This window comes from Streptomyces sp. NPDC049627 (assembly GCF_044465645.1).
In the GTDB taxonomy this organism is placed as follows: Bacteria; Actinomycetota; Actinomycetes; order Streptomycetales; family Streptomycetaceae; genus Streptomyces.
On sequence record NZ_JBITLW010000019.1, the window covers coordinates 121,018 to 137,906 of the forward strand.

Consider the following 16,889-nt stretch of genomic DNA (forward strand, 5'->3'; position numbering starts at 1 on the left):
AAAGCGACTGCGAAGTGTACGTTTCATCCATCTGCGGGCAGCTGCATGGAGGGAGTGCACACATGCCGGAACCGACAGTTCCCCCCACCCCACCGGTCCCGCTCTCCGCGCTGCTGGCCCGGGAGGACCTGGCCCTGCGCCAGATCGCCGGCCCGTCCGACCCCGGCATCGTGATCCACTGGGCGCACACCTCGGAGATGGCCGACCCGTACCCGTATCTGCTGGGCGGGGAGCTGCTGCTGACGGCCGGGGTGCACATCCCCGAGGCCACGGGCTCGGGCACCTACTTCGACGACTACGTCTCCCGGATCGTGGCGGCGGGCGGCGCGGCCCTCGGCTTCGGGCTCGCTCCCGTCCACGACACGGTGCCGCGCGCCCTGGTGGCGGCGTGCGAGGCGTACGAGCTCCCGCTCCTGGAGGTCCCGCCGCAGACCACCTTCTCCGGCGTGGCCCGCGCGGTCTGGCAGCTGATGGCCCAGGCCCGCCTCGCCGAACTGCGCCGCGTGACGGAGGCCCAGCAGAGCCTGGCGGCAGCCGCCTCGCGCCCCGACCCGGTCCGGGCCGTACTGCGGCAGCTGGCGCAGCGGGTCGGGGGGTGGGCGGTGCTGTACGGGCCGGAGGGCGCGGTGATCGGGGAGGCGGGGCGGGCGCCCGCGGGGGAGGGACGCGGGGCGTTGCGGGGGCTGGCGGAGGTGGTGCGGCCGACAGGTACGGGTCGCCCGCGGGGTGGGACGGTGCCGGAGGCCGAGGCGGCGGCTACGACGTCGGGTGCGGATCGCCCGCGAGGCGGACCGGCGCCACAGACCGAGACGGGCACGGCGCCGAGTGCGGCTCACCCAAGGGACGGAGCGGGCACGGCCCCGGCTGCGGCAGATCGGCAGGCGGACGCCGACCGCCTCTCCCACCCGACTGTGACCGCCGGTACCGTCCGCGCCCATGCCGCTGCCACCGCCAACCGCCCCGCCCCCACCTCCGCCACCGACACCACCCCCTCCGGCACCCACCTCGCCGCCTACGCCCTCGGCGCCGGGCACGGCTTCGTCCTCGGGGTCGCCGTCCCGCGGCGCGAGCCCGGGGACCACACCATCGCCTCCGTCGCCGCCGTGCTGCTGTCCCTGCTCACCGGCGAGCACCAGAGCGGCTCGGGAGCGGCCCGGTCCTCGGCGCTCGTACGGCTGCTGCTGGGCGCCGAGCCGCAGGCGGTGGCCCCGCTGCTGGGCGACGGCGACTGGCTCGTGGTGCACGGCCGGCCCGACGCCCAGCCCTGCGACGCGGTGGCGGCCTCGGCGCTGGGCGCGGCCCTCGGGTCGCCGCTGGTCGACCTGACGCGGGACGTCGTACGCGTCCTCGTCCCGGCGGACCGCGAACCGTCCCCGCAGCCCGGCTGGACCCTGGGCGTCAGCGCCCCCGCGACGGCACCGGACTGGCCGGCCGCCGACGCCCAGGCGGCCCGGGCCCTGTCCCGGGCGAGAGCCACCCGCACGCCCCTGTTCCGGCACGGCACCCACCGCCCGGCCCTCGCCGACCTGCTCTCCCCCGACGAGGCGGAGGCCCACGCCCGCGCCCTGCTCGCGCCCTTGGCGTCCCCCCTCACCGAGACCCTGCGCACCTGGCTCTCCCTGCACGGCAGTTGGGACCGCACGGCCGTCGCCCTGTCCGTGCACCGCAACACCGTCCGCCAGCGGATCGCCCGGTGCGCGGCGCTCCTCGGCACGGACCTGGACGACCCGGACGTCCGCATGGAGTTGTGGTTCGCCCTGCGCCATGCCGAACTGCCCGGCAGTGGGCGGTCGACCGCACAGTGACGCGCGTCGCACGCGCCCCGGACTCGGCCGTTCCCTCAGTTGTCTGCCTCACAATGGGGACCATGCCGATACCCGGGACACCCAGCCGCGCCGAGCTCGTCGACCACCTCGTCAGAACCCGTATCGCGGGCGACGTCGCCACTCCCCGCGAGAACAACCTCTCCCACTACCGCAAGCTGGCGAACGGCGACCGCCACTACTGGCTCGGCCTGGAGCTCGGTGACCGCTGGACCGACGAGCAGGACGTGCTCGCGGTGATGGCGGAGCGCGTCGGCGTGAACGACGACCCGGAGTACCGCCACGGGCAGGACACCATCGACCCCGAGCTGACGGTGGCCGCGCTGGAGCGGATGGCGGGCCGGCTGCGCAAGGCGGCGGAGGGCCGGCAGCGCGTCCTGTTCGCCACCGGTCACCCGGGCGGCCTGCTCGACGTCCACCGCGCGACCGCTGCCGCACTGCGCACGGCCGGCTGCGAGATCGTCGTCATCCCGGACGGCCTGCAGACGGACGAGGGGTACGTCATGCAGTTCGCGGACGTCGCGGTCCTGGAGCACGGCGCCACCCTCTGGCACACCCACTCCGGCGACCCGATGAAGGCCATCCTGACGGGGCTCCAGCGCGAGGGACGCCCCCTGCCGGACCTGGTCGTGGCCGACCACGGCTGGGCGGGGTACGCAGGGCAGCACGGGGTCGACTCCGTCGGGTACGCGGACTGCAACGACCCGGCGCTGTTCCTCGCGGAGGCGGAGGGGACCGTGCAGGTGGTGGTCCCGCTCGACGACCATGTGGTGAGCCCTCGGTACTACGACGCGATGACGGCGTTCCTGCTGGCGGAGGCAGGGCTGGCCTAGGCGCTCATGCCGCCTTTAGGTCAAGACTCGGTAAAGTGGCGGGCGTGATCATTGCTGCCACGTCCGAGGTACCCGTCGGCGGAGTCGCCGGCTGGGCCGCCGATCTGATGGAGAAGCTGGGCGGTCCGGGCGCCGGACTGGCCATCGCCCTGGAGAACTTGTTCCCGCCGCTGCCCAGCGAGGTGATCCTGCCGCTGGCCGGGTTCACGGCGAGCCAGGGCCGCATGGACGTCGTGGCCGCCGTCGCCTGGACGACGGCGGGTTCGGTGGCGGGCGCACTGGCCCTGTATCTGCTCGGCGCGCTCTTCGGCCGCGACCGGCTGATCGCGGTGGCGGCGCGGCTGCCCCTGGTGAAGATCGCGGACGTGGAACGGACCGAGGCGTGGTTCGTCCGGCACGGTACCAAGGCCGTGTTCTTCGGCCGCTTCGTGCCCGTCTTCCGCAGCCTGATCTCGATACCGGCCGGAGTCGAACGCATGCGGCTCCCCGTGTTCCTCGCCCTCACCACAGCGGGCAGCCTCATATGGAACACCGCCTTCATAGCCGCCGGTTACGCCCTCGGCGCCCGCTGGCACGAGGTCAGCGACCTGGTGGGGCTCTATTCCAAGGTCATTGCGGTGGCCGTGGCCGTGGTGGTCCTGGGATTCATCGGCCTACGGCTCTCGCGGTCGGCGCGGGAGCGGCAGCAGCCGGAGCAGCGCCAAGAGGCACGGCAGCGGCAAGAGGCACGGTGAGCAGCGAGGTCACCTCGCCTGCACCCGACGGGCCCCGGTCACCGGGGTACCCGCACCACACCTTCCTGGATCACCGACACCGCCAGCCGCCCGTCCTGCGTGTAGATCCGCGCCTGCCCGAGCCCCCGGCCCCCGTACGCCGACGGCGACTCCTGGTCGTACAGGAGCCACTCGTCCGCGCGGAACGGGCGGTGGAACCACATCGCGTGGTCCAGCGAGGCCCCGACCACGTCGCCGACCGCCCAGCCGCCCCGGCCGTGCGCGAGCAGGACCGAGTCGAGGAGCGTCATGTCGGAGACGTAGGTGGCGAGGACGACATGGAGGAGCGGGTCGTCGGCGAGTTTGCCGTTGGTGCGGAACCAGACCTGCGAGTGCGGCTCGCGCGGCTCGCCGAACTTGCCGTACGGCGGCTCCTCGACGTAGCGCAGGTCGACCGCCTGGCGAGCCTCGAGGAACCTCTCGATGATCTCGGGTGCGATGTGGTCGTAGCCGCGCAGCCGCTCCTGGGAGGTGGGCAGCGTGGCCGGGTCGGGCGCGGGCGGCATCGGGGTCTGGTGGTCGAGGCCCTCCTCGTACGCCTGGAAGGACGCCGAGAGGGAGAAGATCGGCCTGCCGTGCTGGACCGCCACCACGCGGCGGGTGGTGAAGGAGCGGCCGTCGCGGATGCGCTCGACGGTGTAGACGATGGGCGCGCCCGGGTCGCCCATGCGCAGGAAGTACGCATGGAGGGAGTGGGCGTGCCGGTCGTCCGGGACCGTACGCCCGGCGGCGACCAGCGCCTGGGCCGCGACCTGCCCGCCGAAGACGCGCGGGACGACGGCGGACCGGGACTGGCCGCGAAAGATGTCCTCCTCGATCTGCTCGAGGTCGAGCAGATCGAGGAGATCCTGTAGTGCCTGGCTCATGGCAGACAGTTGTACCCGCCAGTCATCTCCTGGGGTTGGCGGACCTACAGGCCCATGTCCTTGGCGATGATCGTCTTCATGATCTCGCTGGTGCCGCCGTAGATCCGGTTGACGCGGTTGTCCGCGTACAGGCGGGCGATCGGGTACTCGTTCATGAAGCCGTAGCCACCGTGCAGCTGGAGGCAGCGGTCGATCACGCGGTGGGCGACCTCGGTGCAGAACAGCTTGGCGGACGCGGCCTCGGCGGGGGTCAGCTCGCCCGCGTCGAGGGCCTCCAGGGTGCGGTCGGCGACGGCCTCGGCCGCGTCGACCTCGGCCTGGCAGGCGGCCAGCTCGAACTTGGTGTTCTGGAAGTGGGCGACCGGCTTGCCGAAGACGGTGCGCTCCTGGACGTACTGCTTGGCGAACCGGACGGCGGCCTTGGCCTGGGCGTAGGCGCCGAAGGCGATGCCCCAGCGCTCGGAGGCCAGGTTGTGGCCGAGGTAGTAGAAGCCCTTGTTCTCCTCGCCGAGGAGGTCCTCGACCGGGACCTTCACGTCGACGAACGCCAGCTCGGCGGTGTCGGAGGTCTTCAGGCCCAGCTTGTCCAGCTTGCGGCCGACGGAGTAGCCCTCGGCCTTGGTGTCCACGGCGAACAGGGAGATGCCGTGGCGGCGGTCCTCGGCCGTCGGGGCGGCGGTGCGGGCGCAGACGATCACGCGGTCGGCGTGCACGCCACCGGTGATGAAGGTCTTGGCGCCGTTGAGGATGTAGTGCGTGCCGTCCTCGGAGAGCTTGGCGGTGGTCTTCATGCCCGCGAGGTCGGAGCCGGTGCCCGGCTCGGTCATCGCGAGGGCCCACATCTCCTCACCGGAGACGAACTTCGGCAGGTACCGCTTCTTCTGCTCGTCGGTGGCGAGCATCTTGATGTACGGCAGGCCGAGCAGCACGTGCACGCCGGAGCCGCCGAACTGGACGCCCGCGCGGGCGGTCTCCTCGTACATGACGGCTTCGAACTTGTACGAGTCGATGCCGGCGCCGCCGTACTCCTCGTCGACACGGATGCCGAAGACGCCGAGCTCGGCGAGCTTGTAGTAGAAGTCGCGCGGCGCCTGGCCGGCCGCGAACCACTCGTCGTAGACCGGGACGACCTCGGCCTCGATGAAGGCGCGGATGGTCTCCCGGAACGCCTCATGGTCCTCGTTGAACACAGTACGGCGCACGCCGCCACCTCCACCGGTACATGTCTAAGCGCTTGCTCACTCAACCGTACCGGCGAGTATCCACAGGCGTCCAGAGGTCAAGGTCCGTAACGCTCGTCACGCTCAGAGCCGTACGTCACTCCTGTGCTCGTAGTCCAGCCCGTGCTCGGCACAGGGCTGCCCCGCCTCACGCGGGCAGATCATCGAGTACGCGGTGACCCGGGCGCGGTACACCCGCCAGGGCGAGGGCGCGCGGATCTCTTCCGGAGCGAGCGCGCGGCCACCGCGGCCTGCGGGGCCCGGGATGACCCTCAGGCCCTCCAGCGCGTCGTCCCCGTCCAGCTCCGCCGCCGTGGCGGTCAGGTACAGCGCACGCGGGCTCGCGGTACCGACCGGAGCGCGGGAGTCGTGGATGACGATGCCGACCCGCGGCTCGTGCGCGAGGTTGCGGGAGTGCGTGACCTCGGGGGACGAGACCCAGTAGAGGTCCCGGCCGTCCGCGGTGGAGTAGAAGACCGGCGCGGCCCAGGGGGCGCCGTCGGGGCCCACCGTGGCCAGCACCATGTACATGTTGCCGTCGATGATCGCCCGCGCGGCACTACGGGTGTCCCCGGCCATGCATCCCCCTCGGTGCGTTCCGTCATGTCATCCGGTCGGCGCCCTACCCGATCCCCGCCGCCCCGAACGCCCCCCGCGCCATCCGGTGCAGCAGCTCCGCCGTCGCCCCCCGCCCCGGCAGCGACCCCGGCCGCCCCAGATGCGGCGTCGAGTTCAGCAGCCCGAACACCGAGTGCACCGCCGAGCGGGCCGTCGGCTCCGTGAGCTCCGGGTACACCTTGCGGACCACCTCCACCCACAGCTCGACGTACTGCCGCTGGAGCTGTCGTACGAGCTTGCGGTCGCTGTCGCGGAGGCGGTCCAGCTCGCGGTCGTGCAGGGTGATGAGGGGACGGTCGTCGAGGGCGAAGTCGATGTGGCCCTCGATGAGCGAGTCCAGGACCGCCTCCGGCGGCACCCCGTCGGCCTCCGCGAGGCGCCGCTTCGCCCCCGTCAGCAGCTGGCCGCTGATGCCGACCAGCAGCTCGGCGAGCATCGCGTCCTTGCCGGCGAAGTGCCGGTAGAGACCGGGGCCGCTGATGCCCACGGCGGCGCCTATCTCGTCGACACCGACGCCGTGGAAACCGCGCTCGGCGAAGAGCCGCGCGGCCTCCTTGAGGATCTGTTCGCGGCGGGTCGGGGCGTCGGTTCTGGTGGCCATGGAAGCAATTCTAGACAGGGAGGTTAGCGATCGTTAACCTGAAGGAAACGTGTTAACGCTCATTAACTGGTGGACCACTGGTGAGGGGACAGCAGGATGCACGAGGCACCGGAGCTTCACAGCGCGGCAGATCCCGCGTCGGAAGCCTGGCGGGCCAACGAGGAGGCCCATCGGGCGCTCGCGGAGGAGCTGCGCGGCAAGCTCGCCGCCGCCCGGCTGGGCGGCGGGGAGAAGGCGCGCGCCCGGCACACCGCGCGCGGCAAGCTGCTGCCCAGGGACCGCGTCGACACCCTCCTCGACCCCGGCTCCCCCTTCCTGGAGCTGGCTCCCCTCGCCGCCGACGGCCTGTACGACGGCCAGGCCCCGGCGGCCGGTGTCATCGCGGGGATCGGGCGGGTCAGCGGGCGCGAGTGCGTGATCGTCGCCAATGACGCCACGGTCAAGGGCGGCACGTACTACCCGATGACCGTGAAGAAGCACCTGCGCGCGCAGGAGGTGGCCCTGGAGAACCGGCTGCCGTGTCTCTACCTCGTCGACTCCGGCGGCGCCTTCCTGCCGATGCAGGACGAGGTGTTCCCGGACCGCGAGCACTTCGGGCGGATCTTCTACAACCAGGCCCGCATGTCGGGGGCCGGGATCCCGCAGATCGCCGCCGTGCTCGGCTCGTGCACGGCCGGTGGCGCCTACGTCCCCGCCATGAGCGACGAGGCCGTCATCGTCCGCAACCAGGGCACGATCTTCCTCGGCGGTCCCCCGCTGGTGAAGGCCGCCACCGGTGAGGTCGTCACGGCCGAGGAGCTCGGCGGCGGTGACGTCCACGCGCGCGTGTCGGGTGTCACCGACCATCTCGCGGAGGACGACGCGCACGCGCTGCGGATCGTCCGGAACATCGTCGCCACGCTCCCCGCGCGCGGGCCCCTGCCGTGGGAGGTCCGGCCCGCCACTGAACCCAAGGTCGATCCCTACGGCCTCTACGGCGCCGTCCCCGTCGACTCCCGCACCCCCTACGACGTACGCGAGATCATCGCGCGCGTGGCCGACGGCTCCCGTTTCGCGGAGTTCAAGGCCGAGTTCGGCCAGACCCTCGTCACCGGCTTCGCCCGCATCCACGGCCACCCGGTCGGCATCGTCGCCAACAACGGCATCCTGTTCTCCGAGTCGGCCCAGAAGGGCGCCCACTTCATCGAGCTGTGCGACCAGCGCGGCATCCCGCTGGTCTTCCTGCAGAACATCTCCGGCTTCATGGTCGGCAAGGACTACGAGGCGGGCGGCATCGCCAAGCACGGCGCCAAGATGGTGACGGCGGTGGCGTGCACGCGCGTGCCGAAGCTGACGGTCGTGGTCGGCGGGTCGTACGGCGCGGGCAACTACTCGATGTGCGGCCGGGCCTACTCCCCCCGCTTCCTGTGGATGTGGCCCAACGCCAAGATCTCCGTCATGGGCGGCGAACAGGCGGCCTCCGTCCTCGCGACGGTCAAGCGGGACCAGATCGAGGCGCGCGGCGAGTCCTGGCCGGCGGAGGACGAGGAGGCCTTCAAGGCGCCCGTCCGCGAGCAGTACGAGCGCCAGGGCAACGCCTACTACGCCACCGCCCGGCTCTGGGACGACGGGGTCATCGACCCGCTGGAGACCCGGCAGGTGCTGGGCCTCGCCCTGACCGCCTGTGCCAACGCGCCACTGGGTGAGCCCCAGTTCGGCGTCTTCCGGATGTGAGGGGGACGGAACCCATGTTTGACACAGTGCTCGTGGCCAACCGCGGCGAGATCGCCGTACGGGTCATCCGTACGCTCCGCTCGATGGGCGTCCGCTCCGTGGCCGTCTTCTCCGACGCGGACGCCGACGCCCGGCACGTCCGGGAGGCCGACACCGCGGTACGGATCGGTCCGGCGCCGGCGGCCGAGAGCTATCTGTCCGTGGAGCGGATCCTGGAGGCCGCCGCGCGTACCGGCGCGCAGGCCGTCCACCCCGGCTACGGCTTCCTCGCCGAGAACGCCGGATTCGCGCGCGCGTGCGCCGACGCCGGGCTCGTCTTCATCGGGCCGACCGCCGACGCCATCTCCCTGATGGGCGACAAGATCCGCGCGAAGGAGACGGTGAAGGCGGCCGGGGTTCCGGTCGTGCCGGGGTCGAGCGGCAGCGGCCTGACCGACGCCCAACTCGCCGAGGCAGCCCGGGAGATCGGCACCCCCGTTCTCCTCAAGCCCTCCGCCGGCGGTGGCGGCAAGGGCATGCGGCTGGTGCGGGACCCGGCGCGGCTGGCGGACGAGATCGCCGCCGCCCGCCGCGAGGCCCGCGCCTCCTTCGGTGACGACACCCTCCTCGTCGAGCGGTGGGTCGACCGCCCTCGGCACATCGAGATCCAGGTCCTGGCCGACGGCCACGGCCATGTCGTTCACCTCGGCGAGCGCGAGTGCTCCCTGCAGCGGCGGCACCAGAAGATCATCGAGGAGGCGCCGAGCGTGCTCCTCGACGAGGCCACGCGCGCGTCGATGGGCGAGGCGGCGGTCCAGGCGGCCCGCTCGTGCGGCTACCGGGGCGCGGGCACGGTGGAGTTCATCGTGCCGGGCGGGGACCCGTCGTCGTACTACTTCATGGAGATGAACACCCGCCTCCAGGTGGAGCACCCGGTCACCGAGCTGATCACGGGGCTGGACCTGGTGGAGTGGCAGCTGCGGGTGGCGGCGGGTGAGTCGCTCGCCTTCGGGCAGGACGACGTCCGGCTGACCGGTCACGCCATCGAGGCCCGCGTCTGCGCCGAAGACCCCGCGCGCGGGTTCCTCCCCTCGGGCGGCACGGTCCTCGAGCTCCATGAACCCCAGGGCGACGGCATCCGCACCGACTCCGGGCTGAGCGAGGGCACGGAGGTCGGCTCGCTGTACGACCCGATGCTGTCCAAGGTGATCGCGTACGGGCCGGACCGGGAGACGGCGATCCGGAAGCTGCGGGCGGCGCTCGCCGGGACGGTCACGCTGGGGGTGCAGACGAACGCCGGGTTCCTGCGGCGGCTGCTCGCGCATCCGGCGGTGGTTGCGGGCGAGTTGGACACGGGGCTGGTCGAGCGGGTGGTGGACGACCTGGTCTCCACGGACGTACCCGACGAGGTCTACGAGGCCGCAGCGGCCGTACGGCTGGAGGCGCTGCGGCCGAAGGGCGGCGGCTGGACGGACCCGTTCTCGGTGCCGAGCGGCTGGCGGCTCGGCGGTGCGGCGAAGCCCGTCGGCTTCCACCTGCGCGTGCAGGACCCGGTGGAGTACGTCCCGCGCGGCTCCGCCGCCGTCACGGACGACCAGGTGTCCGTCACCCTCGACGGCGTCCGCCACACCTTCCACCTCGCCGCCCTGCCGGACGGCACCTGGCTCGGCCGCGACGGCGACGCCTGGCACGTCCGCGACCACGACCCGGTCGCCGCGTCCCTGACCCGCTCGGCCCACTCGGGTGCCGACTCCCTCACCGCGCCCATGCCGGGGACGGTCACGGTGGTGAAGGTCGCCGTCGGGGACGAGGTGACGGCGGGGCAGAGCCTGCTGGTGGTGGAGGCGATGAAGATGGAGCACGTCATCTCCGCCCCGCACGCCGGCACGGTCACCGGCCTCGACGTCTCGCCCGGCACGACGGTCGCCATGGACCAGGTGCTCGCGGTGATCACACCCCACGAGGAGGTGGCGCAATGAGCACTCCGGAACTCGGCCTGCCGATGGTCGTACCGGCGCCGGGACTGCCCGCCCGCGTGCGCGTCCACGAGGTCGGCGCACGCGACGGCCTGCAGAACGAGAAGGGCACGGTCCCGACCGACGTCAAGGCGGAGTTCATCCGCCGCCTCGCCGGCGCGGGGCTGACGACGATCGAGGCGACGAGCTTCGTCCATCCCAAGTGGGTGCCCCAACTCGCCGACGCCGAGCAGCTGTTCCCGCAGGTCGCCGACCTCCCCGTGGACCTTCCCGTCCTCGTCCCCAACGAGCGCGGACTGGACCGTGCGCTCGCCCTCGGCGCCCGGCGCGTCGCCGTGTTCGCCAGCGCCACCGAGTCCTTCGCCAAGGCCAACCTCAACCGCACGGTCGACGAGGCGCTCGCGATGTTCGAGCCGGTCGTGGCCCGGGCGAAGGCCGCGGACGTGCACGTGCGCGGCTATCTGTCGATGTGCTTCGGCGACCCGTGGGAGGGCTCGGTCCCGGCCGCGCAGGTGGTGAAGGTCTGCCGGGCGCTGCTGGACATGGGCTGCGACGAGCTGAGCCTGGGCGACACGATCGGAGTGGCGACGCCGGGCCATGTGCGGCAGCTGCTGACGGCCCTCGTGGAACAGGGCGTTGCCGTGGAAACGCTGGGCGTCCACTTCCACGACACCTACGGCCAGGCGCTCGCCAACACCTACGCCGCCCTGGAACACGGCGTCACGACCGTCGACGCCTCCGCCGGAGGCCTCGGCGGCTGCCCGTACGCCAAGTCCGCCACCGGCAACCTCGCCACCGAAGACCTCGTGTGGATGCTGCGGGGCCTTGGCATCCACACCGGAGTCGACCTCGACCGCCTCGTCGCCACGAGCGCGTGGATGGCCGAACAACTGGGCCGACCCAGCCCGTCCCGCACCGTCCGAGCCCTCTCCCACAAGGAGCGCTGAACAGCCATGGACCACCGTCTCTCCCCTGAACTGGAGGAACTCCGCCGCACGGTGGAGGAGTTCGCCCACGATGTCGTGGCGCCGAAGATCGGCGAGTATTACGAGCATCACGAGTTCCCGTACGAGATCGTGCGGGAGATGGGCCGCATGGGCCTGTTCGGCCTGCCGTTCCCGGAGGAGCACGGCGGCATGGGCGGCGACTACCTGGCTCTCGGCGTGGCGCTGGAGGAACTGGCCCGCGTGGACTCCTCGGTCGCCATCACCCTGGAGGCGGGCGTCTCGCTCGGCGCCATGCCGATCCATCTCTTCGGCACGGAGGAGCAGAAGCGGCAGTGGCTGCCGCGGCTGTGCTCCGGCGAGATCCTGGGCGCCTTCGGCCTCACCGAGCCGGACGGCGGCTCGGACGCGGGCGCGACCCGGACGACGGCCCGCCTGGACCCCGACACGAACGAATGGGTGATCAACGGCACCAAGTGCTTCATCACCAACTCGGGCACGGACATCACGGGCCTGGTCACGGTCACGGCGGTCACCGGCCGGGGGCCCGACGGCAGGCCGCGCATCTCCGCGATCATCGTCCCGTCCGGCACCCCCGGCTTCACCGTCGCCGCCCCGTACTCCAAGGTCGGCTGGAACGCCTCCGACACCCGCGAGCTGTCCTTCGCCGACGTCCGGGTCCCGGCCGCCAACCTCCTCGGCGAGGAGGGCCGCGGCTACGCCCAGTTCCTGCGCATCCTGGACGAGGGCCGCATCGCCATCGCGGCGCTGGCGACGGGCCTGGCCCAGGGCTGTGTCGACGAGTCGGTCAAGTACGCCAAGGAACGCCACGCCTTCGGCCGCCCCATCGGCGCCAACCAGGCCATCCAGTTCAAGATCGCCGACATGGAGATGAAGGCCCACACGGCCCGCCTTGCCTGGCGGGACGCGGCATCGCGTCTCGTGGCCGGGGAACCCTTCAAGAAGGAGGCGGCCCTGGCCAAGCTCTACTCGTCGACGATCGCCGTCGACAACGCCCGCGACGCGACCCAGATCCACGGCGGCTACGGCTTCATGAACGAGTATCCGGTCGCCCGCATGTGGCGGGACTCCAAGATCCTGGAGATCGGCGAGGGCACGAGCGAGGTACAGCGGATGCTGATCGCGCGGGAGCTGGGGCTGGTGGGCTGACCCCCGCCCACGTCGCCATACGGAAGCGGCGGAGGGGCGCACGGTTCCCGCCCCTCCACCCCCGGCACCCGCGCTGACCTGGAGACCTGAGCCCGCCCTCACACAGGGCGGTCATGCCATGGGCACAGTCGGCTCATGCTATCTTCACATTCCCTGCGGCACTTTCCTCCCGAAAAATGGCGCCCTGCGGCACCTTCACAGCCGATATCCATGCCATCCACATACGGGGCGTGCCCCGTATTCGTTGGAGAGCGTGACGATGGCTGCCCCGGCCGTTTCGGTGATTGTCGCCGCCTACAATGCGATGCCTTATCTGACGCGTTGCATCACGTCTGCCGCCGAGCAGAGCATCGGCCGGGACGAGCTGGAGATCATCGTCGTCAACGACGGCTCGACCGACGGGACGGCCGAGGAACTCGAACGCCTGGCCCGTGTGTATCCCGGGTTGATCAAGATCTTCGAGCAGGAGAACTCCGGCGGCCCGTCCGCACCCCGCAACGTCGGACTCGGGCACGCACGGGGGGAGTTCGTCTTCTTCCTGGACGCCGACGACTACCTCGGGACCGAGGCGCTGGAACGGATGGTGGCGGCGGCCGAGAAGAACGGCACCGACATCGTGCTGGGCAAGATGGTGGGCGTCGGCGGGCGCGGCCTGCCGCAGTCGATGTTCCGCCGCAATCAGCCGAAGACCGATGTCTTCAACTCCCGCGTCTACTGGGCCCTCAACCCGCTGAAGCTGTTCCGCCGCGCGTTGCTGGAGCGGCACGGGCTGCGTTTCCCGACCGGCCTGCCCATCGGTGAGGACCAGCCCTTCACGGCTCTGGCCTATCTGCACGCGTCGGGGATCTCCGTGATCGCCGACTACGACTGTCTGTTCTGCACCCTGCGGGACGACGGGGGCAACACGACCGTGCGCACCAAGGGTACGGAGCCCCGGCTGCGCTTTCTGCCGTACATGATCGACCTGCTCCTGGAGAACGTGCCGCCCGGCCCCGGCCGCGACCACCTGGCGCACCGGCACCTCACCGTCGAGGTGCGGCAGCTCCTCGACCACCTGATGCGCGAACCCCGTGTCGAGCAGGAGAAGGCCCTCGCCCGTCTCGCCGAGACCATCGAACCGCTGTGGCACGAGGGCCTGAACGACCGGCTGTCGGCGATGGCCCGGCTGCGGCTGCATCTCGTACGGCATCAGATGCTCGACGAGCTCCTCGCACTCGTGCGGTTCGAGAGGGAACTCGCCCGGACCGGCGTGTCCACCCCTGTCCTCGTCGACGGCGGCCGCGCCCTCGCCCGTTACCCCTTCCTCCGCGATCCCGACCGTGCCGTCCCCGACAGCTGCTACGACGTCACGGCACAGCTCGGAGTACGCCACCGGGTCACCCGCGCCGAGCTGCGCGGCACCACGCTGCACCTCGCCGGGCACGGCTGTCTCCACCGGATCGCCACCGAAGACGTCACCACCGGCCTCGTCCTGCGCGAGCGTGACAGCAAGGCGGAGTTCCGGCTGCCGGTCACGCACACCGCGACGCCGGGACTCGGCGCCGACGAGGACCAGGGCCACTACACCTACGAGCAGGCCGGCTTCGAAGCCGCCGTCGACATCACCACGGCCGCCGACGGCGGCCCGCTTCCGGACGGCCTGTGGGACATCTCCCTCGCCATCGGCGCCCAGGGCATCACCCGGGAGGTCCGCATCGGCAGCAAGCGGGCCGGCGAAGTGTCCGGCGAGGCCGCCACGCACATCGTGGACACGATCGGGGGTCCGCGGGCGGTCACGCTCTACACCACCCACCCGCACGGCAACTTCACGCTCGACCTCGGCGAGCGCAAGCACGCCGTACTGCCCCGTCTCGGTCTGGACGACGCGGTCCGGTGGGCCTCCGACGCCCCTGCCGAGCTGGAGTTCACCGGCCGCTGCACCCTCGCGGCCCACCCCGAGGGCACGCTCACGGTGGTCCTCCGCAACGACCGGGGAGACAGCGCCGCCTTCCCCGTTGCGATGACCGGCAGCACTTTTGCCGTACGCGTCCCCGTCACCGGACTCCCCGCCGGCACCTGGCGCGGCGAACTCCGGCTCGGCGACTGGGCGCTGGCCCTCCCGGCGCTCCCCGCCAACCTCACCGCGGCGAAGTGGCGCCGCCGCGCCCTGCCCTGGTACGCCAAGCCCGCCTCGGGCGGCAAGAACGGCTTCGCGCTGCTCGTAGCCAGGACCGACCTGGTCAGGGCGGTGGCTCGGCGCGTCAGGCCCTGACCGGGCGAGGGCGGGAGAGATCCCACCCCTGGACATCAGCTGAGGTTAGGCTAACCTATCTTCGAATTGTCCGGCGGGTGATCCGCCCTGTTCGAAAGCAGCGTACTCATGCCCAACGCCAGAGCCACCCACCTCACCCGCCGCGGCATCCTCGCCGCGGGCGGCGCCCTCGGCCTCGGGGCCGTGCTCGCGGCCTGCGGAGACGACGACGCGAAAAGCGAGGGCACCGGCGAGGCCACGACTGCTGCCAAGTCCGGCCCCTGGACGTTCAAGGACGACCGCGGCACCACCGTGAAGCTCGGCAAGGTCCCGACGAAGATCGTCGCCTTCGTCGGTGTCGCCGCCGCCCTCCACGACTACGGCATCGACATCAAGGGCGTCTTCGGCCCCACCAAGACACAGGACGGCAAGGCCGACGTCCAGGCCGGCGACATGGACGTCAGCAAGCTGACGGTCTTCGGCAACGTCTGGGACCAGTTCAACGTCGAGCAGTACGCGGCGTTCGCCCCCGAGGTCCTCATCTCCACGACCTTCGACAGCGCCGGCACCCTGTGGTACGTCCCCGAGGCGTCCAAGGACAAGATCGCCAAGCTCGCCCCGAGCGTCGCCGTCTCCGTCTACGACCGCCAGCTGACCAAGCCGCTGGAGCGGATGTGGGAGCTGGCCGAGTCCCTCGGCGCGGACATGAAGGCCGACAAGGTCGTCCAGTCCAAGAAGGACTTCGAGGCGGCGGCCGAGCGGCTGCGCAAGGCGGCCAAGGCCCGCCCCGAGATCAAGGTGATGGCCGGTTCCGCCAGCCAGGACCTGTTCTACGTCTCCGGCACCAACCTCTCCATCGACCTGGAGTACTTCAAGGCGCTCGGTGTGAACTTCGTCGAGCCGCCGGAGAGCGCCAAGAAGCAGGGTGGCGGCTGGTTCGAGTCGCTGAGCTGGGAGAACGTCGACAAGTACCCGGCCGACATCATCATGATGGACGACCGCTCCTCGACGATTCAGCCGGCCGACATCACCGAGGCGACCTGGAAGAAGCTGCCTGCGGTGAAGGCGGGGCAGGTCATCGCCCGGTCGCCGGAGCCGATTCTGTCTTACGACAAGTGCACGCCGCTTCTTACGAGCCTCGCCGAGGCCATCGAGAAGGCCAAGAAGGTCGCCTGAGAAAGAGCCGCTCGAGGTGGTGGGGCGACTGCGGGTCAGCTGCGGCTGGTCGCGCAGTTCCCCGCGCCCCTGAGCAGGCATACCTGACGTCGATTCAGGAGTTACCCCCATGACTACGGCCGTTGCCGCTCCGTTCCGCTTCTTCTCGCTGCAGGTTGTACGGACGAGGCAACTCGGTCCGTCCATGGTCCGGGTCACCTTCAGTGGGCCCGATCTGCATGCCTTCCACTCAGACGGGCGCGACCAGAGCCTGTCACTCTTCCTCCCCCACCCCGGCCAGACCGAGCCCCGGGTCCCCCTCGAACTCGGTGACGGCTGGTGGCAGGGCTGGCGCGAACTCCCCGACGACGTGCGGGCCGTCATGCGGTCGTACACCCTCCGCTCGCTCCGCCGGAACCCCGACGAGATCGACATCGACTTCGTCCTGCACACCCCGACCGGTCCCGCCTCCCGCTGGGCCTCCCAAGCCGGCCCCGGAGACCGCGTCCTGCTGCTCGGGCCCGCGATCGCCGACAACCGTGCCATCAGGTTCCGGCCTCCGGAGGACACCGGCCTGGTGGTGATCTGGGGCGACGAGACCGCCGTACCCGCCGTGTCCGCCATTCTCGAGTCCCTGCCCGCAGGCATCCGCGCCCGGGTCTGGCTGGAGGTGCGCGACGCCGGGGGCATTCAGGACCTGATGAGCGAGGCGGACGCCGAGATCACCTGGCTCGTGCGGGAGGACGGTCTGGACGCGATCCGTGCCACACGCCTCCCCGGCGCGGAACGCCCGTACGTCTGGATCGCCGGGGAGTCGGGTCAAGTGAAGGCACTGCGCAGGCACTTCGTCGGCGAACGCGGGATCGACCGGCGCCGCGTGACCTTCGTGGGCTACTGGCGGCACGGGATGACCGAAGAACAGCTGCGCGCCGCCGAGTAGTCACCACCGGGACCGTAGTGATCACGGTCACGGTCGAGGCTACCCTTA

General features: G+C 71.3%; 14 protein-coding genes. 10 read left to right on the top strand and 4 right to left on the bottom strand.

Features of this window, described 5'->3' with window-relative positions; translation table 11 throughout:
• Positions 1-62 precede the first annotated feature (62 nt).
• From ACIBU0_RS39810 to ACIBU0_RS39820, 3 genes are all read left to right on the top strand, one after another.
• A complete protein-coding gene (locus ACIBU0_RS39810) occupies positions 63-1,805 on the top strand; it encodes a helix-turn-helix domain-containing protein (protein WP_398828595.1) in 1,743 nt (580 codons plus the stop codon).
• 62 nt (positions 1,806-1,867) lie between these two features.
• Positions 1,868-2,656: a phosphatase gene (locus ACIBU0_RS39815; protein ID WP_398828597.1), complete on the top strand. Its 789-nt coding sequence runs from the start codon at positions 1,868-1,870 to the stop codon at positions 2,654-2,656.
• 44 nt (positions 2,657-2,700) lie between these two features.
• The gene (locus ACIBU0_RS39820; protein ID WP_398828599.1) at positions 2,701-3,390 is read left to right on the top strand and encodes a DedA family protein; all 690 of its coding nucleotides are present in this window, start codon (positions 2,701-2,703) and stop codon (positions 3,388-3,390) included.
• 38 nt (positions 3,391-3,428) lie between these two features.
• Here the strand turns inward: ACIBU0_RS39820 and tesB are convergent, their stop codons facing one another.
• The 4 genes from tesB to ACIBU0_RS39840 form a co-directional block, all read right to left on the bottom strand.
• Entirely contained in the window at positions 3,429-4,295 is an 867-nt protein-coding gene (gene tesB, locus ACIBU0_RS39825; protein WP_398828601.1) for an acyl-CoA thioesterase II, read from the bottom strand.
• Between the two features lie 44 nt (positions 4,296-4,339).
• Positions 4,340-5,497 carry an acyl-CoA dehydrogenase family protein gene (locus ACIBU0_RS39830; RefSeq protein WP_398828603.1) on the bottom strand — a complete coding sequence of 386 codons (1,158 nt, stop codon included), beginning with the start codon at positions 5,495-5,497 and terminating at the stop codon, positions 4,340-4,342.
• Positions 5,498-5,599: 102 nt separating this feature from the next.
• A complete protein-coding gene (locus ACIBU0_RS39835; protein ID WP_398828606.1) occupies positions 5,600-6,094 on the bottom strand; it encodes a pyridoxamine 5'-phosphate oxidase family protein in 495 nt (164 codons plus the stop codon).
• Between the two features lie 43 nt (positions 6,095-6,137).
• Complete coding sequence (locus ACIBU0_RS39840) at positions 6,138-6,734, bottom strand: TetR/AcrR family transcriptional regulator (protein WP_398828609.1); 597 nt, start codon at positions 6,732-6,734, stop codon at positions 6,138-6,140.
• Positions 6,735-6,830: 96 nt separating this feature from the next.
• Between ACIBU0_RS39840 and ACIBU0_RS39845 the strand changes: the two genes are divergently transcribed.
• The 7 genes from ACIBU0_RS39845 (at position 6,831) to ACIBU0_RS39875 (ending at position 16,841) form a co-directional block, all read left to right on the top strand.
• Positions 6,831-8,447 carry a carboxyl transferase domain-containing protein gene (locus tag ACIBU0_RS39845; protein ID WP_398828611.1) on the top strand — a complete coding sequence of 539 codons (1,617 nt, stop codon included), beginning with the start codon at positions 6,831-6,833 and terminating at the stop codon, positions 8,445-8,447.
• 14 nt (positions 8,448-8,461) lie between these two features.
• Positions 8,462-10,405 (top strand): acetyl/propionyl/methylcrotonyl-CoA carboxylase subunit alpha, encoded by a 1,944-nt coding sequence (locus ACIBU0_RS39850; protein ID WP_398828613.1) that lies wholly within the window; start codon positions 8,462-8,464, stop codon positions 10,403-10,405.
• The gene (locus ACIBU0_RS39855) at positions 10,402-11,349 is read left to right on the top strand and encodes a hydroxymethylglutaryl-CoA lyase (protein WP_398828615.1); all 948 of its coding nucleotides are present in this window, start codon (positions 10,402-10,404) and stop codon (positions 11,347-11,349) included. The genes ACIBU0_RS39850 and ACIBU0_RS39855 overlap by 4 nt, the downstream gene beginning before the upstream one ends.
• Positions 11,350-11,355: 6 nt before the next feature.
• Positions 11,356-12,516, top strand: coding sequence for an acyl-CoA dehydrogenase family protein (locus tag ACIBU0_RS39860; protein WP_398828618.1), 1,161 nt, complete (start codon positions 11,356-11,358; stop codon positions 12,514-12,516).
• Positions 12,517-12,775: 259 nt separating this feature from the next.
• Positions 12,776-14,767, top strand: coding sequence for a glycosyltransferase (locus ACIBU0_RS39865; RefSeq protein WP_398828714.1), 1,992 nt, complete (start codon positions 12,776-12,778; stop codon positions 14,765-14,767).
• Between the two features lie 108 nt (positions 14,768-14,875).
• Positions 14,876-15,922: an ABC transporter substrate-binding protein gene (locus ACIBU0_RS39870; RefSeq protein ID WP_398828621.1), complete on the top strand. Its 1,047-nt coding sequence runs from the start codon at positions 14,876-14,878 to the stop codon at positions 15,920-15,922.
• 109 nt (positions 15,923-16,031) lie between these two features.
• Positions 16,032-16,841: a siderophore-interacting protein gene (locus tag ACIBU0_RS39875; RefSeq protein ID WP_398828624.1), complete on the top strand. Its 810-nt coding sequence runs from the start codon at positions 16,032-16,034 to the stop codon at positions 16,839-16,841.
• Positions 16,842-16,889: the final 48 nt, after the last annotated feature.